At 67.0% G+C, this 25,128-nt stretch carries 23 protein-coding genes; 12 read left to right on the forward strand and 11 right to left on the reverse strand.

Annotation, left to right across the window (positions count from 1 at the left end):
* Nucleotides 1–37: 37 nt before the first annotated feature.
* Both queG and H5395_RS01385 read left to right on the forward strand, forming a co-directional pair.
* Entirely contained in the window at nucleotides 38–1,060 is a 1,023-nt protein-coding gene (queG, locus tag H5395_RS01380; protein WP_370576345.1) for a tRNA epoxyqueuosine(34) reductase QueG, read from the forward strand.
* The gene (locus tag H5395_RS01385; protein ID WP_370576334.1) at nucleotides 1,057–1,971 is read left to right on the forward strand and encodes a DMT family transporter; all 915 of its coding nucleotides are present in this window, start codon (nucleotides 1,057–1,059) and stop codon (nucleotides 1,969–1,971) included. The genes queG and H5395_RS01385 overlap by 4 nt, the downstream gene beginning before the upstream one ends.
* Here H5395_RS01385 and H5395_RS01390 read toward each other — a convergent pair.
* From H5395_RS01390 to cysQ, 8 genes are all read right to left on the reverse strand, one after another.
* Nucleotides 1,968–3,347, reverse strand: a complete 1,380-nt coding sequence (locus H5395_RS01390; RefSeq protein WP_182790711.1) for a hypothetical protein — start codon at nucleotides 3,345–3,347, stop codon at nucleotides 1,968–1,970. The two genes, H5395_RS01385 and H5395_RS01390, sit on opposite strands and share 4 nt — an antisense overlap.
* A gap of 69 nt (nucleotides 3,348–3,416) precedes the next feature.
* Nucleotides 3,417–5,198 (reverse strand): beta-1,6-N-acetylglucosaminyltransferase, encoded by a 1,782-nt coding sequence (locus H5395_RS01395; protein ID WP_255440445.1) that lies wholly within the window; start codon nucleotides 5,196–5,198, stop codon nucleotides 3,417–3,419.
* Entirely contained in the window at nucleotides 5,195–6,193 is a 999-nt protein-coding gene (locus H5395_RS01400) for a glycosyltransferase family 2 protein (RefSeq protein ID WP_182790712.1), read from the reverse strand. Before H5395_RS01400 ends, H5395_RS01395 begins: the two co-directional genes overlap by 4 nt.
* Nucleotides 6,194–6,360: 167 nt before the next feature.
* Nucleotides 6,361–7,413, reverse strand: coding sequence for a glycosyltransferase family 2 protein (locus tag H5395_RS01405; protein WP_370576335.1), 1,053 nt, complete (start codon nucleotides 7,411–7,413; stop codon nucleotides 6,361–6,363).
* Between the two features lie 2 nt (nucleotides 7,414–7,415).
* On the reverse strand, nucleotides 7,416–8,417 hold the full coding sequence (gene galE, locus H5395_RS01410; protein ID WP_182790713.1) for a UDP-glucose 4-epimerase GalE: 1,002 nt from the start codon (nucleotides 8,415–8,417) through the stop codon (nucleotides 7,416–7,418).
* Between the two features lie 3 nt (nucleotides 8,418–8,420).
* On the reverse strand, nucleotides 8,421–9,314 hold the full coding sequence (locus H5395_RS01415) for a UTP--glucose-1-phosphate uridylyltransferase (protein WP_182790714.1): 894 nt from the start codon (nucleotides 9,312–9,314) through the stop codon (nucleotides 8,421–8,423).
* 143 nt (nucleotides 9,315–9,457) lie between these two features.
* A complete protein-coding gene (locus tag H5395_RS01420; RefSeq protein WP_182790715.1) occupies nucleotides 9,458–10,258 on the reverse strand; it encodes a 3-deoxy-manno-octulosonate cytidylyltransferase in 801 nt (266 codons plus the stop codon).
* 4 nt (nucleotides 10,259–10,262) lie between these two features.
* The gene (gene cysQ, locus H5395_RS01425; RefSeq protein WP_182790716.1) at nucleotides 10,263–11,063 is read right to left on the reverse strand and encodes a 3'(2'),5'-bisphosphate nucleotidase CysQ; all 801 of its coding nucleotides are present in this window, start codon (nucleotides 11,061–11,063) and stop codon (nucleotides 10,263–10,265) included.
* A gap of 158 nt (nucleotides 11,064–11,221) precedes the next feature.
* Here cysQ and H5395_RS01430 point away from each other — a divergent pair, with 158 nt between their 5' ends.
* The gene (locus tag H5395_RS01430; protein WP_182790717.1) at nucleotides 11,222–12,043 is read left to right on the forward strand and encodes an ABC transporter permease; all 822 of its coding nucleotides are present in this window, start codon (nucleotides 11,222–11,224) and stop codon (nucleotides 12,041–12,043) included.
* Here the strand turns inward: H5395_RS01430 and H5395_RS01435 are convergent.
* Nucleotides 12,040–12,690 carry an alpha-ketoglutarate-dependent dioxygenase AlkB gene (locus H5395_RS01435; protein ID WP_182790718.1) on the reverse strand — a complete coding sequence of 217 codons (651 nt, stop codon included), beginning with the start codon at nucleotides 12,688–12,690 and terminating at the stop codon, nucleotides 12,040–12,042. The two genes, H5395_RS01430 and H5395_RS01435, sit on opposite strands and share 4 nt — an antisense overlap.
* 162 nt (nucleotides 12,691–12,852) lie before the next feature.
* On the opposite strand from H5395_RS01435, the gene dnaK reads away from it, so the two are divergent.
* The 4 genes from dnaK (at nucleotide 12,853) to H5395_RS01455 (ending at nucleotide 18,113) form a co-directional block, all read left to right on the forward strand.
* Nucleotides 12,853–14,763 (forward strand): molecular chaperone DnaK, encoded by a 1,911-nt coding sequence (gene dnaK, locus H5395_RS01440; RefSeq protein WP_182790719.1) that lies wholly within the window; start codon nucleotides 12,853–12,855, stop codon nucleotides 14,761–14,763.
* A gap of 95 nt (nucleotides 14,764–14,858) precedes the next feature.
* Nucleotides 14,859–16,004: a molecular chaperone DnaJ gene (dnaJ, locus tag H5395_RS01445; RefSeq protein WP_182790720.1), complete on the forward strand. Its 1,146-nt coding sequence runs from the start codon at nucleotides 14,859–14,861 to the stop codon at nucleotides 16,002–16,004.
* Between the two features lie 45 nt (nucleotides 16,005–16,049).
* Nucleotides 16,050–16,841: a DNA repair protein RadC gene (radC, locus tag H5395_RS01450; RefSeq protein WP_182790721.1), complete on the forward strand. Its 792-nt coding sequence runs from the start codon at nucleotides 16,050–16,052 to the stop codon at nucleotides 16,839–16,841.
* 213 nt (nucleotides 16,842–17,054) lie between these two features.
* Nucleotides 17,055–18,113 carry a nitronate monooxygenase family protein gene (locus H5395_RS01455; RefSeq protein WP_255440446.1) on the forward strand — a complete coding sequence of 353 codons (1,059 nt, stop codon included), beginning with the start codon at nucleotides 17,055–17,057 and terminating at the stop codon, nucleotides 18,111–18,113.
* A gap of 78 nt (nucleotides 18,114–18,191) precedes the next feature.
* Here the strand turns inward: H5395_RS01455 and serB are convergent, their stop codons facing one another.
* Nucleotides 18,192–19,073 (reverse strand): phosphoserine phosphatase SerB, encoded by an 882-nt coding sequence (gene serB / locus H5395_RS01460; RefSeq protein WP_182790722.1) that lies wholly within the window; start codon nucleotides 19,071–19,073, stop codon nucleotides 18,192–18,194.
* Nucleotides 19,074–19,221: 148 nt separating this feature from the next.
* Here serB and H5395_RS01465 point away from each other — a divergent pair, with 148 nt between their 5' ends.
* The 5 genes from H5395_RS01465 (at nucleotide 19,222) to H5395_RS01485 (ending at nucleotide 24,037) form a co-directional block, all read left to right on the forward strand.
* Nucleotides 19,222–20,370, forward strand: coding sequence for a phosphoserine transaminase (locus H5395_RS01465; RefSeq protein WP_182790723.1), 1,149 nt, complete (start codon nucleotides 19,222–19,224; stop codon nucleotides 20,368–20,370).
* Between the two features lie 103 nt (nucleotides 20,371–20,473).
* On the forward strand, nucleotides 20,474–22,066 hold the full coding sequence (gene serA, locus H5395_RS01470; protein WP_182790724.1) for a phosphoglycerate dehydrogenase: 1,593 nt from the start codon (nucleotides 20,474–20,476) through the stop codon (nucleotides 22,064–22,066).
* A 54-nt stretch (nucleotides 22,067–22,120) separates the two neighbouring features.
* Nucleotides 22,121–22,843, forward strand: a complete 723-nt coding sequence (locus tag H5395_RS01475; RefSeq protein ID WP_182790725.1) for a metallophosphoesterase — start codon at nucleotides 22,121–22,123, stop codon at nucleotides 22,841–22,843.
* A 116-nt stretch (nucleotides 22,844–22,959) separates the two neighbouring features.
* A complete protein-coding gene (gene hspQ / locus H5395_RS01480) occupies nucleotides 22,960–23,280 on the forward strand; it encodes a heat shock protein HspQ (RefSeq protein WP_182790726.1) in 321 nt (106 codons plus the stop codon).
* A gap of 7 nt (nucleotides 23,281–23,287) precedes the next feature.
* A complete protein-coding gene (locus H5395_RS01485) occupies nucleotides 23,288–24,037 on the forward strand; it encodes a TSUP family transporter (RefSeq protein ID WP_182790727.1) in 750 nt (249 codons plus the stop codon).
* A 9-nt stretch (nucleotides 24,038–24,046) separates the two neighbouring features.
* On the opposite strand, the gene H5395_RS01490 is transcribed toward H5395_RS01485, so the two are convergent.
* Entirely contained in the window at nucleotides 24,047–25,036 is a 990-nt protein-coding gene (locus H5395_RS01490; protein ID WP_182790859.1) for an asparaginase, read from the reverse strand.
* Between the last annotated feature and the right edge of the window lie 92 nt (nucleotides 25,037–25,128).

Consider the following 25,128-nt stretch of genomic DNA (forward strand, 5'->3'; position numbering starts at 1 on the left):
GTTGCCCCCCGCCGGCGATGCCGGCTCCCCCCAGGATATTTGGGCGAAGAAGAAGGAACTGGTCGCGCGGGCTTTGGCCGAGGGGTTTTCGGCCGCCCGCGTGACGGTGCCGGGGGCGATCCCGCAGGCGGCGGGGCGGCTGGCCGAGTTCGTGGCCGAGGGGCGGCACGGACAGATGGGCTGGATGGCCGAACGGATGCATTGGCGCGGCGCGCCCGATGCGCTGTGGCCCGAGGCGCGGTCGGTTGTCATGCTGGCCGAGGCTTATACGCCGCCGCATGATCCGCGCGAGGATCTGGCGCAGCGGGACCGGGGCGCGGTCAGCGTCTATGCGCAGGGCAAGGATTACCACGACATCGTCAAGGCGCGGCTGAAGCGGCTGGGCCGCTGGATGATCGAGCGCTGGGGCGGCGAGATCAAGGTCTTCGTGGATACCGCCCCGGTGATGGAGAAGCCGCTGGCAGAGGCTGCGGGCCTCGGCTGGCAGGGCAAGCACACCAACCTGCTTAGCCGGGAGCTGGGCAACTGGTTCTTCCTGGGCGCGATCTTCACCACCCTGCCCCTGCCGCCCGATCCGCCCGAACCCGAGCATTGCGGCTCCTGCCGCGCCTGCCTGGACGCCTGCCCCACGGGCGCCTTCCCCGCGCCCTTCCAACTGGATGCGCGGCGCTGCATTTCCTACCTGACCATCGAGCACAAGGGGCCGGTCGATCCCGAACTGCGGCCAATGCTGGGCAACCGCATCTATGGCTGCGACGACTGCCTCGCCGCCTGTCCGTGGAACAAGTTTGCGGTTCAGGCGCAGGAGATGCGCTATCACGGGCCGCATCGCGCGCCTGCGCTGGATGAGCTGGCGTTGCTGGATGATGCGGGTTTCCGGGCGCGGTTCTCGGGCAGCCCGATCAAGCGGATCGGACGCGATCGGATCGTGCGGAACGCGCTTTACGCCATCGGCAACAGCGCCCAGCCCCGACTGCGGCCCGTTGCCGAGCAACTGGTCGATGACCCCGATCCCGCGGTCGCGGATGCGGCGCGCTGGGCGGTGGGGCGGCTTTCGTGAGGAACCCCAGGACCGGCATCCTGCTGAAGCTGGGCAGCGTTTTCCTGTTCACCGTCATGGCCGCGATCCTCAAGGCCACCGCGCCGGCCGTGCCCACGGGAGAGCAGGTGTTCTTCCGGTCCTTCTTCGGCATCCCGGTGATCCTGGTCTGGCTTGCGCTGAAGGGCGAGCTTGCGACCGGGCTGCGGACCGCCAATCCGATGGCCCACGCCTATCGCGGCATCATCGGCACGATCTCGATGGGCTGCGGATTCGCCGGCCTCGGGCTGCTGCCCTTCCCCGAGGCGACCGCGCTGAACTATGCCATGCCGCTGATAACGGTGATCTTCGCAGCGATGTTCCTGGACGAACGGGTCGGCGTCTTCCGCCTGAGCATGGTCGCCCTGGGCTTCGCGGGCGTGCTGATCGTGCTGTCGCAGCGGCTGTCACTGGGTATGGGCAGCGCCTCGGCGGAACAGAGCCTCGGCGCGATGCTGACGCTGACCGGCGCGGCCTTCGGGGCGCTGGCGCAGATCTTCATCAGCCGGATGGTTGCGACCGAGCAGACGTCGGCCGTGGTCTTCTGGTTCCTTGTCACCGCATCGGTACTGTCGCTGGTCACGCTGCCCTTCGGCTGGGTGGTGCCAGATCCGGCCACGACGGGGCTGCTGGTTGCGGCGGGGCTGGTGGGCGGGCTGGCGCAGATCATGCTGACCTCCTCCTACCGCTTTGCCGACGCCTCGCTGGTGGCGCCCTTTGACTACGCCTCGATGCTGATGGCGATCGCCGTGGGCTGGTTCGTCTTCGGTGAGCCGACCACGCTGCGGATGCTGGCGGGCGCGGCGGTCATCATCGCCGCGGGCGTCGCGATCATCCTGCGCGAGCGGCACCTGGGCATCCGCCGCGGCCAGCGGGCGGGGACGCCGCGCTAGGGGCGGTCGGGAAAGCCGAAAGCCACATAGTCGCGCAGATAGGCGGCCTTGACGGCCTTTCGCAGCGCGGGGTCATCCAAGACCTCGGGCAGCGGTTCAGGCGCTGGACCGTCGCGCTCGATCCCGGCAGCACGGGCGAGGAAGCCCAGGTCTTCCGCCATGCGGTCCTCGCGTGCGACCAGGTCGGGGGCGCCGAAGCGGGAAAAACCGGCCAGCACCTCGGACTGCGAGGCCCAGCCGGGATGGGTCGCAAGACCGGTCTGGCCGTTCATGTTGCGGCGCAGGAAGTCGAGGAATACCGCGAAGATCGGCAGCTTTTCGGCCTCGGTCAGCGCCTGCAGATCCTCGTCAGGCGGCAGCGCGACACGGTGGACCTGACGCAACAGGCCGCGCAGGTCCGGGTTGCGGGCGGCCATCATCGCGTGAAACGCATCCCAAGCCCGCGGCAGCGGATGGCGCAGGACGGTGAAGGCGCGGTGGCCGGGATGGGCGCGCTTCCATTGCCGCAGGGCGTTCTGGGTCAGGTCGCGCTCGACCCCTCCGAGGGCGGAAAGCCAGCTTTCGACCGGACCCGAGGGGCCGCCGCGCACCGGCATGAACAGCAGGCCCCGGCCCGTCTCGACCGTCAGGAAAGAGGGGACGGCGGGACCACGGCGCGGCTCGAAGCCGGGGATGCGGTGCAACTGGAAGGGGTCAGCCGCCACCAGTTCAGCCTGCATGGAGGCGAAGTTCGTGACCTTCTCGGCCATGGGACGCGGGTTCTGGGGCACCTGGTCCTGCGCGGGTTCGACCCGGTCCAGGTCGGTGCGGCCCAGCCAGTGCAGAAGTCCGGTCATCACATCCGCGTCGCGCAGGTCGTCGTAGTTCAGCCAGAAACCCGTCTGCCCCCGGACCTGCAACGCATGCTGGATGCGGTCGAGAAAGCCCTGCGTCTGGGCCAGGCTCTCGCGGAACGACCCCGCGTCGAACTCCACCTGCGCGGGGATCGGCGTCTCGGTCTCGTTCAGCTTCCACTGGTTGGTGGCATAGGCGAGTTGGGTGGATACCCAACTGTCCACGGGGTTCCGCGTCAGCACGATCTTGGCGCAGGTCGGGTCGTCCATCAGCGGCTGAAACATCCGCGGATCGTGGTCGTGGAAATAGCGGAAGCCCTTGACCTTGCGCGCATTGACCATGTGCCGCCACAACGCCTGCGGGTCGGCCTCGCGGTCGGCGAGGGTCATGTCGTAAAGGGTCTGCTGGTCGGGCCAGCCGATGAAATACGGGTTATAGGCCTCGCCGAAGCAGGCGACATCATGGGCGTTCAGCGTGGCTTCCAGCAGGTTCGAGCCGGTCCGCATCCCGGCGAAGATCACGAAACTGCGGAAAGCGGTCATCGGCAAGGTCCTGCATCAACGGCAGGCGCAACCTCAACCGACAGGCGAGCCGCGTCAACCATTGCGCGGTCAGACGGCCCGGCGCACCGGCCCTGACTCGGCCGGGGAAATCGCGTCCTCGCCTACCGCAGACGGTTGCCGCGTCAGCGCGCGCAGGATCCGGGGATTGCCCATCTTGCGCGGGCGAAGGCCGGCATTGCGCAGGTCGCGGATCAGCCGCATCACGCCCGTCATGTCGCGCATGGGTGGCGCCTGGCTCTGGTCCGCGCCCCCTTCGGGGCGCAGGGCCATGCAGATCTCGGACCACAACTCGTCCGGCTGGCCCAGCGCCTCAGCCAACGACCAGCGCCGCACCCGCGCCTTGACCCAGACGGAATCGAGGATGTCCAGAAAGCGCACCTCGGCCCGCTGCAGCTTGGCGGCGATATGCCGGACGTTGTCGAAGGGCATGTCCGAATGGATCAGGGGCACGATCCAGGCGCCGGTCACGACCAGAAGCTGGGCGTTCGGGTCGGTCGCCATGAACCAGTTCAGATGCTGGCGGTCGCGGGGGGAATAAAGAAACGCCGGCATGTCCTCGGACGACCGGATCAGCGCGGCAAGAAAGCCCTGCGGGTCGAGGTTCCGCAGGCCGACATGGCTGGGCAATGCCCCCGGCCCGATGGGGGCGTCGCCGGCGAACTCGACCGTGTGGCGGGCAAGGACATGGCCGTGGACCGTCCGCCCGGTCGCGGTCGCGGCGTGGTCGGCAAAGCCGTCGAACATGTCGCCCGCGCCGTAGATCACGACATAAGGTTGCGAGGTCTTGCCGTTCTCGGCGTCCTTGCGGGGAAAGCGGCTCTGCATGTAAAGCCCCGGTCGCCCCAGGCGGCGCCGGGCGGCGGCGCGGTCCAGAAGCGCCTCGATCCGTTCGGTGTCGGGTTCATCCTCGGCGCTGTCGGGGTCGGTGCGGCGGGGGAAGGAATCGTAAAGCGCCTTGGCGCCCGGCCAGATCTTGCGGGCGACAAAGATGTGGGACGTCGCAAGCAGCGCCAGATGGTCGTCGTAGAAGACATAGGGCTTGCCCTGCGCATCGAACTTGGCCAGCGTCAGCGACCGGCTTTCGATGCGCACCGAGTGGCGGCGCATAAGCGTCTGGAAATAACTTTCATCGGGGATCCAGACGTGGCGGAAGTAGCGGTCGAACTCTGCGCGCCGGGGATCGTTCAGGATCGCCGACAGGGTTTGACGCGTCAGGCACCACCATTGCGAGCCGACATGCGGCTTGATCCCGTCCGGCAACCGCCGCGCGATCCCCAGGCGGCGCTGCAGCCGGACATAGCGGTCAAAGAGCTTGCGGCGCCTGCGGAAGGAAAACGGGAAATGCAGGGTGAAGCGTTCCTCGTTCAAGCCCCCCATGGTCCAGCCGACATCACGCACGCTGACGCTTTCGATGAAATCGGCCTGCGGATGGGCGGCGAGGAACCGGCCCAGTTCCCTGACAGGACGCAGCGGAAGGCAGGCGCCCGAGGCGAGAAAGACGTGGCTCACCTCGGGGTGGGCGTCCAGCAGCATGGCGGCGGCGTCCTGAGTCGCCGCGACAAGGCTGAAGGTGCCCCAGGTGCAGGACCGGCGCGGCGCGTAAAGCACGCCCGTGCCTTCCAGCGCCTGCCGCAGTCCGGCCATCTCCGAAGCCGGTGCCTTGGCATCGACATGGATCACCACGCGCGCCCCGCCGTTCGACCAGATGCGCGCCATCCGCGCCGCAAGCGCCAGATTCTCGTGGCAGAGCATGACGACACCCAGGCAGACCGCGGCTTCCGGGGATGCGTCTCCTGCCGGGCGCGCCCGCCTGATCGGCGCCACGTTCATGCCCAGTTCCCGCGCGAGATCAGGCCCAGATCCTCGAGCTGGCGCCAGTCCTGCCAGGGGCGCGACTGCTCGCACCAGAAATCGGTCTGCTGCTGCAATCCCTGCTGATAGGCGTGGTATTCGCGGCTTTCGGCATAATGCTGGCGGCGGTCGATCTCTTCGGCGGACTTGTCGGCAAAGGTGGACAGGAACTTGGCGTGCAGCAGCGCGCCCGAGGCCATCTCTCCGCCATCCTCGTCATAGACGAGGTTCAGCGAACGCGGCAGCAGCATGTGGGTCGAACTGACATAAGCATAGCCCGGCTTCCAGCGGACCAGCGGGATCTTGTTCAGCGCGGGCGCATTCTCGGGGTCCTCGCCGAACAGCACCCGCGCCCGAGGACCGCCCTGAATCCACAGGTTGCGATAGAACGCGTTCTTGCGGATCGCATAGTTGGCTGGATCGAACCACGAGGCGATCTCGAACGGGTCCTGACCTTCGCGATAGGGCTGCGCCGTGACCGGGCCCTTGGGATACATGTCCAGCAGCATCGCCGACAGCGACCGCTGCCCCGAGGCTTCCAGCCAGTCTGTCAGCGCCTTCAGGGGACGGGTGTTGGCATGGGGATAGACCAGGAACTCGTCGGGATCGACGGTCAGGCACCAGTGCCCCGAACCGTGACGGCGCAGCAGCCAGTTGATCCAGTCCATCCCGAAGCGCGCGGCCTTGTAGCTGGCGGTGGTGGTCCACAGCGATACATCGGGCTGGCCCGCAAGATATTCGCGGCTGCCGTCGGTGCTGGCATTGTCCACGATCAGGAAATGTCCGACTCCGATGCGGCGGTAATAGTCCAGGAAGTAGGGCAACCGGATGCGTTCGTTCCGCAGCGTGACAAAGGCAAGGATATGATCCCGCGCCATCTGACCGGTGCGGTCGCTGACACTGGCAAGCGCCCGTCCGCGCCGGAAAGCCCGCACCAGATAATACTGGCGCCGCACCCGCAGCCGGGACATCATCAGCAAACGCTTGAACGCTTTTCGCACGCCGGAACCCCGGATCAGACTGGTTGGTCTGGCTTGTCACGCGCGCCGGGGCAGCACCCTATACGCCACGGTTGCCGCAGGCTTGGGTCAAGCATAGGGAAAGGCGCTCCCCTCGTCACCCTAAAGACTGCAGATAACTTTCACGATCCGTCCCTTTGCGGGCCTTGCCAGCCGCCTGCGGACATGACCCTCGCGCGAACCAGGCTTTCCCATCCCGCAAGCCGGCGCGAAGCGGACAGCCACAGGTCCGGGTTGCGGATGATCGCGGCATAATAATCGTCAAAGGCCGCCGGCTCGTTGAAATGCTGGCCGCGCGCACGTTCGGACCGGGATTTTTCGACGATCGAAGGCAAGAACTTGGTATGCAGCAGCGCCCCCGACAGGCGGGGATCGCCCGGCCCGTCCCACGCCCCATTCAGGCGCGCGGGCAACGCCGAGTGGGTCGAGTTCACATAAGCGAACCCGCGCCGCCAGCGGATCAGCGGCAGCTTGTTCAAAGTCGGCGCACGCTGCGGGCGGGCCTTGAAGAAGACGCGGTCGCGGACCCCGCCCTGCACCCAGCGGTTTCCCAGCGGCGCCTGGATCGCCGTGCGGTAGTTGCCCGCGTCGAACCATGCCATCCGCGCCAGGGCCGCCGCGTCGTCCAGCGGCTGGGCGGGCCGCAGGGGGCCTTTCGGGTAAAGCTCGACCATCAGGGCGCCCAGGGCAGTGACGCGGCGGCGGTCCAGTTCGGCCACCAGGTCATGCAGCGTGGCGCGGTCGTAATAGGGAAAGACGAACAGTTCGTCTGCATCCAGCGTCAGGCACCAGCGCCCGGCGCCATGCCGGTTGAGCAGCCAGTTCGTCCAGTCGCGCCCGAAGCGAGCGCCGCGATAGCTGGCCTGCGTCGTCCACAAGGCCACGTCGGGCTGGGCGGCCAGCAACTCGGCGCTGCCGTCGTCGCTGCCGTTGTCCACGATCAGGAAGCGCGCCACCCCGACCCGGCGGTGATGGTCCAGCCAATGGGGCAGCCGTTCCATCTCGTTTCGCACGACCGCAAAGGCCAGGATCGCATCGCGAGCCAGCCGCCCCCCGGGCCTGCCCACTGCGGCCAGATCATGGCGGCTGCGGAAGGCGCGCCACAACAGCCGGCGGCGCTTCCAGTCACGCGCAAGGCGTTGTCGGATGGTCGGATCGGGCGACGCCTCGGCCACTATCAGCCGGCGTAATGCCCGGTCTGGTGCCAGCGCCAGGCATCCGAGATCATCGTCTGCAGGTTGGACCGATGCGGCTGCCAGCCGAGGACCCGGCCCGCCTTTTCGCTGCCCGACACCAGCTTGACCGCATCGCCGCCCCGGCGCGGCCCTTCGACCATCGGCACGGCGCGGTTGGTGACATGGCGCGACTGGTCCAGCACCTCGCGCACCGAGAAGCCGTTGCCGGTGCCGAGACAGAAGACCTCGGTGCCGCCCTGCGGCAGCTTGCCTTCGCTTCGCAGCCAGTTCAGCCCCAGCACATGGGCATCGACCAGATCCATCACATGGACATAGTCGCGGATGCAGGTGCCGTCCGGCGTCGGATAGTCGGTGCCATGGATCGTCAGCGCGTCGCGCTTGCCGTCGATGGCGTCGAGGATCAGCGGGATCAGGTGCGTTTCCGGCTGGTGGAACTCGCCCACCTCGCTGTCGGAGTCGGCGCCGGCGACGTTGAAATAGCGGAAGATGACAGACCGCAGCCCATGCGCATCGCCGAAGTCGCGCAGCATGTCCTCGATCGCGCGCTTGGAGGCGCCATAGGAATTCAGCGGCGCCTGCGCCGAGTCCTCGTCCAGCACCACGCCGTCCTGGTCGCCATAGGTCGCGCAGGTCGAGCTGAAGACAAAGTCGCGGACACCGGCCGCCACCGTGGCCTCGATCAGGTTCAGCGAGGCGCAGACATTGCCGCGCCAGTACTTGCCCGGCTCGCGCATCGCCTCGCCTACCTGGCTGAGGGCGGCGAAATGCATGACGGCCACGGGCTTGTGGGTGGCGAAGACCTGATCCAGCCGGGCGCGGTCCATCAGGTCGCCTTCCTCGAAGGGGCCGAACTTCACCGCCTCGCGCCAGCCGGTGCAAAGGTTGTCATAGGTGACGGGCAGAAAACCGGCTGCCGCCAGCGCCTTGCAGGCGTGCGAGCCGATATAGCCGGCGCCGCCGGTCACGAGAACCTTGCCGGCCATCGGTTATTCCGCGGCCTTCCGCATCGCCATGACTTCGTGAAGATAGTCGGCGAATTCGTCCTTCAGCTCGTCGCGCGCAAGGCCGAAGGCCACTGTTGCCTGCAGGAAGCCCGCCTTGGACCCGCAGTCGTAACGCTGCCCGCGGAAGCGCAGGCCGAAGACGTCGCGGCCTTCCTCGATCTCGTCGGCGATGGCGTCGGTCAACTGGATCTCGCCGCCCGCGCCCTGCTTGAGCTTGTTGAGATTCTCCATCACCGTCGGCGCGAGGATGTAGCGGCCGATCACGGCGAGGTTCGAGGGCGGGTTGTCCTTGGGCTTTTCCACCATGCCGCGGGCGCGGACGATGGCGCCCATGTCCTCGGCCACGTCAAGGACGCCGTAGGACTTGGTCTTTTCCAGCGGCACTTCCATGGTCGCGACCATGCTGCCGCCGGTTTCGGCATGGGCCTCGATCATCTGCTGCAGGCAGGGGGGTTCGCCCATCACCACGTCGTCGGTCAGCACCACGGCAAAGGGTTCGTCGTGGATCAGGCGGCGGGCGCACCAGACGGCATGGCCGAGGCCCATGGCCTTGTGCTGGCGGATATAGGCGATGGCGCCAGATTCCATGTTGGTCTGGCGCAGCGTTTCCAGCAGCTCGTCCTTGCCGGCCTTGCGCAGCGTGTTTTCCAGTTCATGCGCGTGGTCGAAGTAATCCTCCAGCGCCCCCTTGCCGCGCGAGGTGACGAAGATGAATTCCTTGATTCCGGCCGCTCGGGCCTCGTCGATGGCGTATTGGATCAGGGGGCGGTCGACCAGCGTCATGATCTCTTTCGGGATCGACTTGGTGGCAGGCAGGAAGCGCGTGCCCAGGCCCGCCACCGGGAAGATGGCCTTCGTGACCTTGCGATTCATCATGGACTCCAGATTTGTCAATCCTGCTTGGCAGCTTATCCTACGGTTGCCGCACTGCGGCAAGTCGTCTTGAAGTTATCATATGTCCAAATGTCGCAAATGCCGCGGAGTTCTGCCGAAACAGACAGGGTTTCGGCGGGAAATGGTCAGGACATCCCCATCCGGCGCATCATCGATTCGATACGGGGAACATCCTCGGGATTGTTCAGTTCCCAGAATTCGCGGCCCTGCGCCTCGACCTCGACGCACCGCACCGGGCGGCCGTGTTCCAGGAAGCGCAACTGTTCCAATCCTTCCAGCCGCTCAAGCCGCCCCTCTGGCCAGCCTGCATAGGCGGCCAGCGCATCCGGTCGATAGGCATAAACGCCGACATGGTGGAACACCGGGCTTGGGGCGCTCAGGGCAACCTCATGGGGGACGAAAGGGATGACTTCCTTCGAGAAATACAGCGCGCGGCCATCGGTGCCGAAGACCGCCGTTGTGCCCCCCACCCGGCCCGCGGCGCGGTCGGCCAGCAGGTCGGCGCGCATCGCGCCCGAGCAGTTCAGGACCGGCGTCGCCACTTCGGCACCAGGCCGGGCGCGCAGGCCGGCGATCAGATCCTCGACAAACCAGGCCGGCGTCAGCGGCGCGTCGCCCTGCAGGTTGACGATCATCTCGGGGGTTTTGGGCAAGCCCGCCAGCACCTCGGCGCAGCGTTCGGTTCCGTTGCGGCAGTCCGGCGAGGTCATCGCCACCTCGGCCCCGAAGTCCGCGGCATGATCGGCGATCCGGCTGTCGTCCGTCGCGACAATGACCCGCGAAACGCCCTTCACTGCTCGTGCGGCCTCCCAACTGCGGCGAATCAAGGACCGGGTCTGCCCCTCAGCCCCGCGCAGTTCGACCAACGGCTTGCCCGGATAGCGGGTCGAGGCGAAGCGGGCGGGGATTACGATGACGACAGACATGCCCTCAGCCCCTCGGGTGCAGCAGGACGCCCGGCGCGTAGGCGATGAAGAAGGGGTTTTCGAAGCCGGGCTTGCCATAGGTCAGGGGCGTGTGGTCGTCGAAGCGCACGACCTCGCCCCCCGCGCCGCGCAGCACCGCATCGCCCGCTGCCGTATCCCATTCCATGGTGCGCCCGAGACGAGGATACAGATCGGCCTCTCCGGTCGCCACCAGGCAGAACTTGAGCGAGGACCCCGCCGAGGTCATGTCGCGCACGCCGTATTGCGCGATATAGTCGTCCGTTGCTGCGTCGCGGTGGGATTTGGACGCGACCACCATCAGCCCGCGGTTGTCGGGCGTGGCATTGACGCCGATGGGCTTGATCGCGCCTGGCTCGGGGCCGAAGGGGCCGGTTTCCTCGACCGAGCCGCCATCGGCCGCGGTGTAGAACAGCCGTCCCTTGGCGGGGGCATAGACAACGCCACGCACCGGCACGCCGTCCTGCACGAAGGCGATGTTGACGGTGAAGTCGCCGCGCCGCTGGACGAACTCCTTGGTGCCGTCCAGCGGATCGACGATCAGGAAGCTGGTGAGGGACTGGCCATGCGTCTCGACCTGTTCCTCGGTCACCAGCGGGATGTCGGGAAAGGCGGCGCGCAGCCCTTCGGAGATCAGCGCGTCCGCCGCCTCGTCAGCCTCGGTCACGGGCGAGGCGTCGGTCTTGGACCGCACGGCGAAGTCAGGGCCTTCGTAGATTTCCATGATCCGGGCGCCGGCGGCGAGGGCAAGGCGGCGCATCTCGAACGTCAGTCGGTCGAATTGCATGGATATTTCCTTGTCAGGCGCCCAGGGCAGCGAGCCTGCGCGGTTGAATGGCGGCTTTCTGCGACTTATGATCGGCTCTCGGACGATGAGCAAGCGATGGCGCTCGGGTCCGCTTTCAGGTCGCCCCCGGCGGCCGCCAAGCCGAAGGGGGCCGGTCCATGTTCGTCCAGCGCAAAACCCGCAGCATGGGCGGCGCGGTCTTCACGACGGCGGCGCTGATCTATCACCAGACGGTCCAGAACCTGCGGCAGACGCACCGCAACGCCATTGTCGGGCTGCTGCTGACGATGCTGCAGGCATCGATCATGATCCTCGCGTTCTTCCTGATGTATGTCGTCATTGGCGTCCGCTCGGCGCCGTTGCGGGGCGATTTCATGCTGTTCATCATGAGCGGGATTTTCCTGTTCATGGCCTTCAACCAATGCCTGGCCAAGGTCGCGACCGCAGGCAAGTCCACCAGCGCCATGCTGAAGCACGGACCGATGAACACCGCCATCTCGATGTGCGGGGCGGCACTGGCGGCGCTTTACAACAACGTGCTGTCGGCCCTGGTGCTGGTGGGGCTTTACCATGTGCTGTGGCAACCGATCGAGATCGAGAACTGGCGCGGTGCGCTGGGGATGATGATCTTCGCCTGGTTCTCAGGCGGGACCATCGGGCTGATCCTGCTGTCCATCACCACCTGGTTGCCCGAGATCGGGCCGATGCTGTCGCGGATCATCCGGCGGGTGAACATGATCGCCTCGGGCAAGATGTTTGTCGCCAACATGATGCCGACCTTCATGCTGAACCTGTTCGACTGGAACCCGCTGTTCCACCTGATCGACCAGAACCGGGGCTTCGTCTTCATCAACTACACGCCCCACAATTCGAACCTGAGCTATCCGTTCTACTTCACCCTGACCGCGCTGATGATCGGGCTGATGGCCGAGTTCGTGACCCGCAACGCCATCTCGCTCAGCTGGAACGCGGCGCGCTAAGCGGTCGGCGCGGCCACCCGCAGCGTCAGGTTGACGCGGCCGCCGCCAGGCACCAGCGCGGAACTGCCCGGCCGGATGCGGTCGATGCCGTGATGCGTCAGCCGCGCCGCGCCTGCCATCACCACCACGTCGCCCGAGGACAGCCAGACGCTTTCGGTCGTCCCGCCGCGTTCGAGGTTGCCGATGCGGAACAGCGCCTCGTCGCCCAGGCTGACCGAGAGGACAGGCCAGTGCAGTTCCGCCTCGTCGCGGTCCTGGTGCAGCCCCATCCGCGCGCCGTCGCGGTAGAGGTTCACGAGGCAACTGTCGGGCAGCACTGGCACGCCTGTCACACGTTGCCACAGGTCCAGCAGCATGGGTGGGATCGGCGGCCAGGGACGACCATCGGGCTGCGCCGGCTCATAGCGATAGCCGCGCCGGTCGGTGGTCCAGCCCAGGGCGCCGGCCGAGGTCATCGCGACCGACAGGGGCTTACCCCAGCGCGTCACCGGTCGCAGCGGCGGGGCCTCGGTCCAGATGCGCCCGACTGCGGCCATCAGGGCGGCCTGCGCAGGCGCATCCAGAAAGCCCCTGTGGATGGCAAAGCCCCGAACCACGAGCGGCGCGGCGCTTTCTGCGGCATTCGGCGAACTCTCTGCAATCGTCATGAAATCCTCGGGTGGCGGCGCTTGCACGCCTTGAACGCCGCCTTATATAGCCATCGAACCACCCGGGTTCAGGCCCGGAAAGAACTCCACCAAGGGATAGGGGCGCGGGGGCCGCGTACGGACCCGCACCCCGCACCATCGCCTCAAGAAAGGTAAAAACGCATGGCCAAAGTCATCGGGATCGACCTAGGGACCACCAACAGCTGCGTCGCCATCATGGACGGCAGCCAGCCGCGTGTGATCGAAAACGCAGAGGGTGCGCGCACGACCCCCTCGATCGTCGCCTTCACCGAAAGCGAACGGCTCGTCGGCCAGCCGGCCAAGCGCCAGGCCGTCACAAACCCGGAAAACACCATCTTCGCCGTCAAGCGGCTGATCGGCCGCCGCGTGGGCGATGCCGAGGTCGAAAAGGACCGCAACCTCGTCCCCTACAAGATCGTGGACGGCGGCAACGGCGATGCCTGGGTGCAGGTCCGGGACGAGAAATATTCCCCCTCGCAGATCAGCGCGATGATCCTTCAGAAGATGAAGGAAACCGCCGAATCCTATCTGGGCGAGAAGGTCGATCAGGCGGTCATCACCGTGCCGGCCTATTTCAACGACGCCCAGCGTCAGGCGACCAAGGACGCGGGCAAGATCGCGGGCCTGGAAGTCCTGCGGATCATCAACGAACCGACCGCCGCCGCGCTGGCCTACGGGCTGGACAAGAAGGAAAGCCGGACGATCGCGGTCTATGACCTCGGCGGCGGCACCTTCGACATCACCATCCTGGAAATCGACGATGGCCTCTTCGAGGTGAAATCGACCAACGGGGACACGTTCCTCGGCGGCGAGGACTTCGACATGCGGATCGTCAATTACCTCGCCGACGAGTTCAAGAAGGAACACGGCGTCGACCTGACCCGCGACAAGATGGCGCTGCAGCGGCTGAAGGAAGCCGCCGAGAAGGCCAAGATCGAACTGTCGTCGTCCAGCCAGACCGAGATCAACCAGCCGTTCATCTCGATGGACAAGAACTCGGGCACACCGCTGCACATGGTCGTCAAGCTGACCCGCGCCAAGCTGGAATCACTGGTGGGCGACCTGATCAAGGCGACGCTGAAGCCCTGTCAGGCCGCGCTGAAGGATGCCGGGCTGGCGAAAGGCGACATCGATGAGGTGGTGCTGGTCGGCGGCATGACCCGAATGCCCAAAGTGATCGAGGAAGTGACCTCGTTCTTCGGCAAGGAACCCCACAAGGGCGTCAACCCCGACGAGGTGGTGGCGCTGGGCGCGGCCATCCAGGCCGGCGTGCTGCAGGGTGACGTCAAGGACGTCGTGCTGCTGGACGTGACGCCGCTGAGCCTTGGCATCGAGACGCTGGGTGGTGTCTTCACCCGGCTGATCGACCGCAACACCACCATTCCCACCAAGAAGTCGCAGACCTTCTCGACCGCCGAGGACAACCAGAACGCGGTGACGATCCGGGTCTTCCAGGGCGAGCGCGAGATGGCCTCGGACAACAAACTGCTGGGCCAGTTCAACCTTGAGGATATTCCCCCCGCGCCGCGCGGGATGCCGCAGATCGAGGTGACCTTCGACATCGACGCCAACGGCATCGTCTCGGTTTCCGCCAAGGACAAGGGCACCGGCAAGACCCAGAACATCACGATCCAGGCCTCGGGCGGGCTGTCCGACGAGGATATCGACAAGATGGTCAAGGACGCCGAGGCCAATGCCGAGGCCGACAAGGGCCGCCGCGAACTGGTCGAGACCCGGAACCAAGCCGAAAGCCTGCTGCACTCGACCCGCAAGTCGCTGGACGAACACGGGGACAAGGTGGACAGCTCGACCGTCGAGGCGATCGAACTGGCGGTGAACGCGCTGGAAGAGGCGCTCAAGTCCGAGGACGTCGGCAAGATCAAGGGTGGCATCCAGAACCTGATGGACGCCTCGATGAAGCTGGGCGAGGCGATCTACAAGTCCAGCCAGTCCGATGAGCCCCAGGGGCGGGATGCCGACGCGCCCCGCGACCTGGACGACGACATTGTCGACGCCGATTTCGAGGATCTCGGCGAAAACAAGCGCAAGTAAGCGCGGTGAGGCAAGCGACCGGCCCGCGCCACCCCGCGGGCCGGTCTTTTCATGAAGGACCGGCCCTCGCGACGGTCCAAGGTTGACGGACGACCATGGCAAAGCGCGACTACTACGACATTCTGGGGATCGCTCGCGGCGCATCGGCCGACGAGATCAAGCGGGCCTACCGCAACAAGGCCAAGGCGCTGCACCCGGACTTGAACCCGGACTGCAAGGTCTCGGAAACCGACTTCAAGGAGGTCAACGAGGCCTACGAATGTCTCAAGGATCCCCAGCGCAAGGCGGCCTATGACCGATTCGGCCATGCGGCCTTCGAGGGCGGCGGCTTCGGCAACGGCCGCGCCCCGCAGGGCGATTTCGGCGCGGCCTTCGCGGATGTCTTCGAGGACCTGTTCGGCGAGTTCGTGGGCGCCCGTTCCGGCGGCCGGACCCGTCCGTCCCGTGGACAGGACCTGCGCTATGACCTGCGGGTGACGCTGGAGGAGGCTTTCCGCGGGATCGAGAGGACCATCACCGTTCCGGGCGCCGTCGCTTGCGGATCGTGCAACGGCACCGGCGCCGAGGGCGCGGTCGAGCCGACCTCCTGCCCCACCTGTTCCGGCATGGGCAAGGTCCGGGCGAGCCAAGGCTTTTTCACTGTCGAGCGCACCTGCCCGACCTGCAGCGGCAACGGCCAGATCGTCAAGAACCCCTGCAAGTCCTGCGCGGGCGCGGGCCGCGTGGCGCAGGACCGCAGCCTGTCGGTGGTGATCCCGGCGGGCGTCGAATCCGGCACCCGCATCCGTCTGGCGGGCGAAGGTGAAGCCGGCGTGCGGGGCGGTCCTTCGGGCGACCTTTATATCTTCGTCGAGGTGCGCGAGCATCCGATCTTCATCCGCGACGGCCGTACGCTCGCCTGTCAGGTGCCGGTCGGCATGGCGACCGCCGCGCTGGGGGGCGAGGTCGAGGTGCCGACGATCGACGGCGGCCGATCGCGCGTCAAGGTGCCGGCGGGCAGCCAGACCGGCCGGCAGATGCGCCTGCGCAGCAAGGGGATGCCGCCCTTGCGCCACGGCGCGGGCCTGAACGGCGAGCCGGGCGACATGGTGATCGAACTGGTCGTCGAGACCCCGGTGAACCTGACCGCCCGGCAAAAGGAACTGCTGCGTGAGTTCGAAGGCATCGCTGCCGACAACCATCCGCAGACGGACAGCTTCTTTTCCAAGATCAAAGGCTTCTGGGAAGGTCTGGGCACCTGAACGGACATTAACCGCATCTTAACCCCGCTGGGACAGTCTGGGGGCATGAGCAAGAATCATGCCTTTCAGGAAGCCCCGGCCCCGCTTTTCGGCCTTCTCCCGGCCGAGGATGATTGCATCGCCGCGCCGAACGCGCGGGCGGGGATGAAGGCCCGTCTGCCCAGCTATATCGCCGACCATCGCGCCCGGCTGCGCGACCGCTTCATGCAGGGTGGCGCCACGGCGATGCCGGAATATGAACTGCTGGAACTGATCCTGTTCCGCGCCGTGCCGCGACAGGACATGAAGCCGGTGGCGCGGCGGCTGCTGGACCGTTTCGGCGATTTCAACCGGGTGCTGTCGGCCGATCCGGCGCAACTGACGCAGGTCGAGGGCGTCGGCCCTGCCATTGTCACCGAGTTGAAGATCATCGAGGCCGCAGCCCAGCGGCTTGCCCGGTCGAAGGTCATCAACCGCCCGGTGCTGACCAGTTGGGACGCGCTGCTGGATTATTGCCACACAACCATGGCCCATGGCAGGATCGAGCAGTTCCGGGTGCTTTACCTTGACCGCAAGAATGTGCTGATCGCCGACGACGAACAGGCGCGCGGCACGGTGGATCATGTGCCCGTCTATCCGCGCGAGATCGTCCGCCGGGCGCTGGAACTGAACGCCAGCGCCATGATCCTGGTTCACAATCACCCCTCGGGCGACCCGACCCCAAGTGCTGCCGACATCGACATGACCCGCCAGATCGTGGCGGCAGCGGCAACAATGGGGATCACCGTCCACGACCATCTCATCATCGGGAAAAGCCGCGAGTTGAGCTTCCGCAGCACCGGGCTTCTGGCCCCCTGAAGGGCGTGACCGGGGCGCCACGGGGGAGTTCCCGAAGGTGCAGCCTCGGGTCATGTCAGGCGCGGCAGAATGTCGTATCTCCGGTCGGCGCGTTTCAGGGAGGCGGCAGAGCCGCGAAGCCGGAACAGTGGACCTTGCTCTCCAGGGATGGCCTGCAGGTGCCCTGAACGGCGGGGTCGAACCTCGTTCTCGCCGCGCAGGACTGGACAGCGGATGAATCGCTCGCATGATGCGGCACAAAGGGCTTGCGGGGGCGACATGGACATTGTGGCGCAACTGGAAATGCGGGTGCCAGTGATCCAGGCACCCATGGCCGGAGTGTCTACGCCGGCGCTGGCGGCCGCGGTCAGCAATGCGGGAGGGCTCGGCAGCCTCGGGCTTGCGGCCATGACCGGCGATGAAGCGGCCGAGGCCATCGCCCGGACGCACGGGCTGACCTCGCGGCCCTTCGGCGTGAACCTTTTCTGCCACCAGCCGCAGCCCCGCGACCTCGCGGCCGAGGTGCGCTGGCTGGGCCGGCTCGCGCCGCATTTCCAGCGCTTCGGCGCCACGCCTCCGGCCACGCTGGTGCCCCGCTATCCAAGCCTTCTGGAAAGCGACGAATTGCTGGACTCGGTGCTGGCCGGCCAGCCCGCTGTTGTCACCTTCCATTTCGGCCTGCCGCGGCCCGAGCAGATCGCCGCCCTGCGCCAGCGCGGCTGCCTTCTGGGCGCGACCGCCACCAGCGCCCGCGAAGCCGGGCTTATCCGCGAAGCCGGGCTGGATATGGTCGTGGCGCAGGGCTGGCAGGCGGGTGGCCACCGCGGGATCTTCGACCCGGACGGTCCCGATGAGCGGCTGGACACGCTGGCACTGGTCCGCCGGATCGCGCCGCTGGGCTTGCCGGTGATCGCGGCCGGTGAGATCATGGACCGGGCCGATACCCTTGCGGCACTGGGCGCCGGGGTGGTGGCGGTGCAATGCGGCACGGCCTTCCTGCGGGCACCCGAGGCAGCGACGTCGCAGGCCCACCGCGCGGCGCTGGACGCTGGAGAGACGGTGATGACCAGGGCGATCTCGGGACGGCCGGCGCGCTGCTGCGCGAACGCGTTTTCCGCGATTCCCGATGCGGAAAGCCCCGGCTATCCGGCAACCTATGCGGCGGGAAAGGCGCTGGACGCGGCGGCGCGGGCGCAGGGAACCACGAACTACGGCGCGCATTGGGCCGGCACCGGCTGCGCCCGGGCAGTCGCGAGACCGGCGGCGGATACCGTAGCCGCGCTGGCGCCGTGATTTGATACGGGACCGCCGGGACTCGTCGTAACAAGCCTGCGCCACCGTCACCGGCCGGCACTTGGCCGTGCTCCGGCCTCAGCCCGCCACGAACTCGTCGCGCCCATAGCCCTGCAGATACAGCAGCGCCGTCAGGTCCCCGTGGTTGATGCGGATCGGGGCCTGCGCGGCGACCACGGGCTTGGCGTGCAGCGCGACGCCGGTTCCGGCGAGTTGCAGCATCCCCAGATCGTTGGCCCCGTCGCCCACTGCGATCGCATCCGCAACCGTCACGCCACGCGCGGCGGTGATCTCCTGCAGGGCCTCGGCCTTGGCCTCGCGCCCGAGGATCGGCAGCGCCACCCGCCCGCTGAGCCGCCCGCTGTCGTCCGACAGCAGCACATTCGCGCGCTGCTCGTCAAAGCCGATCCGGTCCGCCACCGGCCCCGTGAAGTCGGTGAACCCGCCCGACACCAGCGCCGTCCAGGCGCCGTTCGCCTTCATCGTGGCGACCAGCGTGGGGCCTCCAGCCGCCAGCGAAATGCGGCTGTCCAGCACCTGGGCGATGACTGAATCGGGCAGCCCCTCCAGCAGCGCCACGCGCTCGACCAGAGATTCATGGAAATTCAGCTCTCCGTTCATCGCGCGGGCGGTGATGGCGGCGACCCGGGCGCCGACGCCCGCCATGTCGGCCAGCTCGTCGATGCATTCCTGCCCGATCATGGTCGAATCCATGTCGGCCAGCAGCACCGCCTTGCGCCGAGCCGCCGCCGGCTGCACTGCCAGGTCGAAGCCGCGCCCGTCAAGCTGCGCCCAGACCTCGTCGAACTCGGCAGGCGGGGCCTCGACCGCGAACTCGGCCGCGGTCCCGTGGTCTAGCCAGATTGCATGGCCCCCGTCCCAGCGCCGCTGCAGCGCCACGATCGTGTCGTCGTCAAGATCGGCGCGCGCTGGCGAGGCGAGAATGCTGATGGTGTACATGGCGGCCCCTTCGATGGTCGGCCCGGACTTACGCAGTATTTTCGCCGCCTGCCAGCATGCCCGGACTTGCGCGTCCGTGAGTCGAGGCGTAGTCCTTACGGTGGGACACCCCTCCCCAACGAGGGGCTTTTTAGCTGGAAGGCTAACCATGTTCGACATCACGACCCCGGCTGTGCGGCCGGTCAATCCGCGTTTTTCGTCTGGCCCATGCGCCAAGATCCCCGGCTTTTCCCTCGACATGCTGAGCGACGCGCCCTTGGGCCGCTCGCATCGCGCGGCCATCGGCAAGAACAAGCTGGCGCAGGCCATCGCCCTCACTCGCGAGGTGCTGGAAGTTCCCGCCGACTATCGCATCGGCATCGTCCCCGGCTCCGACACCGGTGCGGTCGAGATGGCGATGTGGACCATGCTGGGCGCTTGCCCGGTCGAGGTGCTGGCCTGGGAAAGCTTCGGCGAGGGCTGGGTCACGGATGCGGTCAAGCAGTTGAAGCTGGATGCGACCGTGCGGCGGGCCGATTACGGCCGGATCGTCGATTTCACGCAGGTGGACTTTGACAAGGATGTCGTCTTCACTTGGAACGGCACGACCTCGGGCGTTCGGGTGCCGAATGGCGAGGTGATCCCGGCTGATCGCGCCGGGCTGACCATCTGCGATGCGACCAGCGCGGCCTTTGCCATGGACCTGCCATGGGACAAGCTGGATGTGGTGACCTTCAGCTGGCAGAAGGTGCTGGGCGGCGAGGGCGCGCATGGCGTCCTGATCCTGTCACCGCGCGCCGCCGAGCGGCTGGAAAGCTATGTCCCTGACCGTCCGCTGCCCAAGATTTTTCGTCTGACCAAGGGCGGCAAGCTGATCGAAGGCATCTTCAAGGGCGAAACGATCAACACGCCCTCTATGCTGTGTGTCGAGGATTATATCGTCGCGCTGAACTGGGCGAAGTCCGTGGGCGGGTTGAGGGGCCTGATCTCGCGGGCTGACGCCAATGCGCAGGTTGTGGCGGATTTCGTGGCCGAGCACGACTGGATCGCCAATCTGGCCGAGGACCCGGCGACGACCTCGACCACTTCGGTCTGCCTGCGCTTCACCGATCCGCGCATCAAGGATGCGGCTGCCTTTGCCAAGGCGGTAGCCAAGCGGCTGGAAAAGGAAGGCGTGGGGCTGGACCTCGGCGCCTATCGGGACGCGCCCGCGGGGCTGCGGATCTGGTGCGGCTCGACCGTCGAAACGGCCGATGTGCAGGCGCTGATGCCCTGGATCGAGTGGGCGTTCCAGCAGGAACTGTCCGCGCAAACGTGATCTGTTGCAGCGGGGGCCAGCCCCCGCGCGCCCCCGGGATATTTCCACGAAGAAGAACGAGGCAGGAGAGCGCTGTTGCGCCCTGCCGTTCAGGAGCAAGCACATGGCACCCAAGGTTCTGGTTTCCGACAAGCTTTCCGAAACCGCCGTCCAGATCTTCCGCGACCGCGGGGTCGAGGTCGACTATCTGCCCGACGTCGGCAAGGACAAGGAGAAGCTGGCCGAGATCATCGGCGATTATGACGGGCTGGCGATCCGCTCGGCCACCAAGGTCACGGAAAAGCTGCTGGAGCGCGCGACGAAGCTGAAGGTCATCGGCCGCGCTGGCATCGGCGTCGATAACGTGGATATCCCGGCCGCCTCGAAGAAGGGCGTGATCGTGATGAACACGCCCTTCGGCAACAGCGTGACCACCGCCGAGCACGCCATCGCGCTGATGTTCGCAGTCGCCCGGCAACTGCCCGAGGCGAGCGTTTCCACCCACGCCGGCAAGTGGGAAAAGAACCGCTTCATGGGCGTCGAGTTGTTCAACAAGACGCTGGGGGTGATCGGCGCGGGCAACATCGGCGGGATCGTCATCGACCGGGCGCGGGGGCTGCACATGAAGGTGCTGGCCTATGACCCCTTCCTGTCGGAAGATCGCGCGACCGAGCTTGGCGCGACCAAGGTCGAACTGGACGAGTTGCTGGGGAAGGCGGACTTCATCACCCTGCACGTGCCCCTGACGGACAAGACCCGCAACATCCTGTCGGCGGAAAACCTTTCCAAGACGAAGAAGGGCGTGCGCATCATCAACGCGGCGCGCGGCGGGCTGATCGACGAGGCGGCCTTGGCCGAGATGCTGAAGTCGGGCCATGTCGCGGGTGCCGCGCTGGACGTCTTCGCCGCCGAGCCTGCCACGGAAAGCCCGCTGTTCGGTCTGCCGAATGTGGTCGTGACGCCGCATCTCGGTGCCTCAACCACCGAGGCGCAGGAGAACGTGGCGCTGCAGGTGGCCGAGCAGATGGCCGACTACCTGCTGACGGGCGCGGTGCAGAACGCGCTGAACATGCCCTCGGTCACGGCCGAAGAGGCCGCCGTCATGGGACCGTGGATCAAGCTGGCGGGGCACCTGGGCGCCTTTGTCGGCCAGATGACGGACGAGCCGATCGCGGCGGTGAACATCCTCTACGACGGCGTGGCCTCGGAGATGAACCTCCACGCCCTGAACGCGGCGGTGATCGCAGGCGTGATGAAGGCCGCAAACCCGGACGTGAACATGGTCTCGGCCCCCGTCATGGCGAAGGAACGCGGCATCCACATCGCCACGACGACCCAGGACAAGTCGGGCGTCTATGACGGCTACATCAAGGTCACGATGGTGTCGGGCGACCGGGAGCGGTCCATTGCGGGCACGGTCTTCAGCGACCACAAGCCACGCTTCATCCAGATCCGGGGCATCAACGTCGATGCCGAGATCGGCGAACACATGATGTACACCCGCAACAAGGACGTGCCGGGCGTCATCGGGGCCTTGGGGATGACGCTGGGCGGACTGGGCGTCAACATGGCGAACTTCTCGCTGGGCCGGGCGGCCAATGGCGGCGATGCCATCGCCATCACCTATCTGGACGAGCCGCTGCGCGCCAATGTCCGCGAGGCGCTGCTGGCCACCGGCAAGTTCGAGCAGGTCCGCCCGCTGCGCTTCGAGGTCTGACGGAACCTCCTCCCCGGCCGCCTTGTTGGCCGGGGGATCCCTTGGGAGCGGTTCATGCGCATCTATGCCATCGGCGACATCCACGGCCAGCTTCAACGGCTGCGCGAGGCGCATGACCGGATCGAACGGGACGGCGGCGCGGATGCGCCGGTCATCCATCTGGGCGACCTGATCGACAAGGGGCCGGATTCGCGCGGGGTCGTCGAGTTGTTGATGGACGGGCAAGTACAGGGCCGGAAGTGGATCGTGCTGAAGGGCAACCACGACCGGGCGCTGCCGAACTTCCTGCGCGACCCACGCTGGATCGACCCGCGCGCCGCCGACCAGAAGGACTGGATCTCCCGCGATGTCGGGGCCGAGGCGGCGCTGGCCTCTTACGGAGTGGCGGATGCGGGCCACCGGCCGCTGGACGAAGTCCATGCCGAGGCGGTCGCTGCGGTGCCGCCCGATCACGCCCGCTGGCTGCTGGGACTGCCGGCGTGGTATCTCGGCAGCCACGCCCTCTTCGTACATGCCGGCATCCGGCCCGGCATCGACCTGCGCGCGCAGGCCGAGGATGACCTGTTGTGGATCAGGAAGCCCTTTCACGACGACAGGCGTGACCATGGCGCGCTGGTCGTGCATGGGCATACGCCGGTCCGGCGCCCGACCCACTATGCCAACCGCGTCAACATCGACACCGGCGCGGGCGACGGCGGGCCGCTGACTGCCATACGGCTGGACGAAGGGGGGCTGTGGGTCCTCGATGACACAGGAGCCAGCCCGCTCACCCCATGACCCGACGGCATGGTGGCAGTTCTACGACATTTGATATAAGGTTGAGGCGCGTGACGATTTACTCGCGACGGTGCTCGCGTTAAGACATCCAGGCACACAGGAACCGGGAAAACCGGATGCGACTTGCGAAATACAACATCGGGCAGGTGGTCCGTCACCGTGAGCACCCCTTCCGCGGGGTGGTCTTTGACGTGGACCCGCAGTTCTCGAACACCGAGGAATGGTATCAATCCATCCCTGAGGATTGCCGTCCCTCCAGGGACCAGCCCTACTATCACCTATATGCCGAGACCGAGGCGACCTATTACGTCGCCTATGTGTCCGAACAGAACCTGCTGCCCGACCCCTCGGGCGAGCCGCTGGAGCATCCCGAGCTGATTGCCCTTTTCGGCGAGTTCGAGAACGGCCGCTATCCGCTGCAGCACGGTCTGAACTGATCCCCGCATGGACCCGTACCTGATCGCGGCCCTCGTGGCGGCGGCCATTGCGGCCGGTTTCGTCGATGCGATCGCAGGGGGTGGCGGGCTTATCACGGTCCCGGCGCTGATGCTGGCGGGGCTGCCGCCGGACCAAGCGCTTGCGACGAACAAGGTCCAGGGCAGCTTCGGCGCGGCCACCGCCGCGGCAAGCTATGCCCGCAGTGGTCTGGTGGATCTGCGGCGGCAGTTGCCAACGGCGGCGTTGGCCTTTGCCGCGGGCGGCGCGGGGGCGGCCTTGGTCAGTATCCTGCCGACTGATCTGCTGCGGATCTTCCTGCCGGTCATGCTGATCGGCATCGCCCTGTTCTTCGCACTGAAGCCGGGGCTGGACGATATCGACCGCAGGGCGCGGCTGACGCCCGCTGTGTTCGCGCTGACAGCGGTGCCGGCCATCGGCTTTTACGACGGACTGATCGGGCCGGGGGCGGGGGCGTTCTACATGCTCGCCTTCGTCACGCTGGGGGGCTTCGGCATCCTCAAGGCCACGGCGCATACCAAGCTTCTGAACTTCGCCTCGAACATTGGCGGGCTGGCGGTCTTCACCTTGGCGGGCAGCCCGTTGTGGATGATCGGACTGCTGATGGGCGCGGGGCAGATTGTCGGCGCCTGGATCGGGGCGCGGCTGGCGATGCGTGTGGGCGCGCGGGTCATCAAGCCGCTGCTGGTCGTCACCTCGACGGCGCTGGCGCTGCGGCTGCTGTGGCAGTTGGCCTGAGCACCGCCGTCAGAACCCCACGAATCCCTCTGCCACCCGCCGCTCCGCGACCTCGGTTCCGCGCCAGTTGCGGATCGGGCCGGTCAGGTATTTGCCGACTGCCGGATGGTTGGCCTCCAGAAGACCGTGATGGACCAGCAGCGCGGTGATGGCGGCCTCGGACCCCCGCGTGCCGCCATCCGTGACCTTCAGCGCAATGCCCAGGCCCCGTTCCGGGGCGATGGCGACGAATACCGCCTCGGCCCCGGTCTTGACCGCGACGCGGCCACCCATGGCCCGCATCAGGTCGGTGCAGGCCCGCCCCTCGCCCGCGACAAGCTCGGGGTGCTTCACCATCGCTTCCGTCAGCCGCCGCATGGCGCGGCCGCGCCCGTCCCCCGCGGGCGAGGCAAAGCCCGCCATCGCCCGGGCCAGCCCAGCGATCGAAACCGCGAAGTTCGGGGCCGAGCAGCCGTCGATGCCGATGCCCGCAACGTTTTCGCCCGTGACCTCCTCGGTCGCGGCACGGATGGCCTGCTGCAGCGGATGCTCGGGCAGATGGTATTCGGCATCGCCCTTGTGGTGACGGTTCCAGGTCAGGAAGCCCGCGTGCTTGCCCGAGCAGTTGTTGTGGAACTGGCAGGGCGCCTCATCCGAGCAGGCCAAGCGCCGGTGTTCCGCCGCGTCCCAGGGCATGTGCGTGCCGCAGCGCAGGTCGCCCTCGGCCATCCCCAGCCCGTGCAGCCAATCCCGCACCCCTTCGGCATGCATCCGCGCGCCGCTGTGCGAGGCGCAGGCCAGCGCCAGTTGCCGCGGTCCCAGGCCCGCCGCATCCGCCGCGCCGCTTTCCAGCAGGGGCAGCGCCTGGATCATCTTGCAGGAGGACCGCGGGAAGATCACCGCCCCGGGGTTGCCCCAGGCGGCGACCATGCCGCCACGGTCCCAGACCACCGCATGACCGCGGTGGACGCTTTCCCGCAGGCCGCCCCGCCAGAATTCGATCAGATCGACTGCCGCCATCATCCAGCCCTTTGACAAATGCGCGATTTCCGTCCGCAGGGGTTTTGCCATCCCTTGCTTTCCGGTTATCTAAGGCCCATCCGGTCGCAAGA

The organism is Paracoccus sp. MC1854 (genome assembly GCF_014164635.1).
Taxonomy (GTDB): Bacteria; Pseudomonadota; Alphaproteobacteria; order Rhodobacterales; family Rhodobacteraceae; genus Paracoccus.

Excerpts from the sequence above, each read along its gene's own strand:
- H5395_RS01395 (WP_255440445.1), bottom strand. The coding sequence starts at position 5,198 with ATGAACGTGGCGCCGATCAGGCGGGCGCGCCCGGCAGGAGACGCATCC.
- H5395_RS01475 (WP_182790725.1), top strand. The coding sequence starts at position 22,121 with ATGCGCATCTATGCCATCGGCGACATCCACGGCCAGCTTCAACGGCTG.
- H5395_RS01415 (WP_182790714.1), bottom strand. The coding sequence starts at position 9,314 with ATGATGAATCGCAAGGTCACGAAGGCCATCTTCCCGGTGGCGGGCCTG.
- H5395_RS01490 (WP_182790859.1), bottom strand. The coding sequence starts at position 25,036 with ATGGCGGCAGTCGATCTGATCGAATTCTGGCGGGGCGGCCTGCGGGAA.
- H5395_RS01420 (WP_182790715.1), bottom strand. The coding sequence starts at position 10,258 with ATGTCTGTCGTCATCGTAATCCCCGCCCGCTTCGCCTCGACCCGCTAT.
- serA (WP_182790724.1), top strand. The coding sequence starts at position 20,474 with ATGGCACCCAAGGTTCTGGTTTCCGACAAGCTTTCCGAAACCGCCGTC.
- radC (WP_182790721.1), top strand. The coding sequence starts at position 16,050 with ATGAGCAAGAATCATGCCTTTCAGGAAGCCCCGGCCCCGCTTTTCGGC.
- H5395_RS01455 (WP_255440446.1), top strand. The coding sequence starts at position 17,055 with ATGAATCGCTCGCATGATGCGGCACAAAGGGCTTGCGGGGGCGACATG.
- H5395_RS01390 (WP_182790711.1), bottom strand. The coding sequence starts at position 3,347 with ATGACCGCTTTCCGCAGTTTCGTGATCTTCGCCGGGATGCGGACCGGC.
- H5395_RS01430 (WP_182790717.1), top strand. The coding sequence starts at position 11,222 with ATGTTCGTCCAGCGCAAAACCCGCAGCATGGGCGGCGCGGTCTTCACG.
- galE (WP_182790713.1), bottom strand. The coding sequence starts at position 8,417 with ATGGCCGGCAAGGTTCTCGTGACCGGCGGCGCCGGCTATATCGGCTCG.
- serB (WP_182790722.1), bottom strand. The coding sequence starts at position 19,073 with ATGTACACCATCAGCATTCTCGCCTCGCCAGCGCGCGCCGATCTTGAC.
- cysQ (WP_182790716.1), bottom strand. The coding sequence starts at position 11,063 with ATGCAATTCGACCGACTGACGTTCGAGATGCGCCGCCTTGCCCTCGCC.
- dnaK (WP_182790719.1), top strand. The coding sequence starts at position 12,853 with ATGGCCAAAGTCATCGGGATCGACCTAGGGACCACCAACAGCTGCGTC.
- H5395_RS01465 (WP_182790723.1), top strand. The coding sequence starts at position 19,222 with ATGTTCGACATCACGACCCCGGCTGTGCGGCCGGTCAATCCGCGTTTT.
- dnaJ (WP_182790720.1), top strand. The coding sequence starts at position 14,859 with ATGGCAAAGCGCGACTACTACGACATTCTGGGGATCGCTCGCGGCGCA.
- H5395_RS01400 (WP_182790712.1), bottom strand. The coding sequence starts at position 6,193 with ATGATGTCCCGGCTGCGGGTGCGGCGCCAGTATTATCTGGTGCGGGCT.
- H5395_RS01435 (WP_182790718.1), bottom strand. The coding sequence starts at position 12,690 with ATGACGATTGCAGAGAGTTCGCCGAATGCCGCAGAAAGCGCCGCGCCG.
- hspQ (WP_182790726.1), top strand. The coding sequence starts at position 22,960 with ATGCGACTTGCGAAATACAACATCGGGCAGGTGGTCCGTCACCGTGAG.
- H5395_RS01485 (WP_182790727.1), top strand. The coding sequence starts at position 23,288 with ATGGACCCGTACCTGATCGCGGCCCTCGTGGCGGCGGCCATTGCGGCC.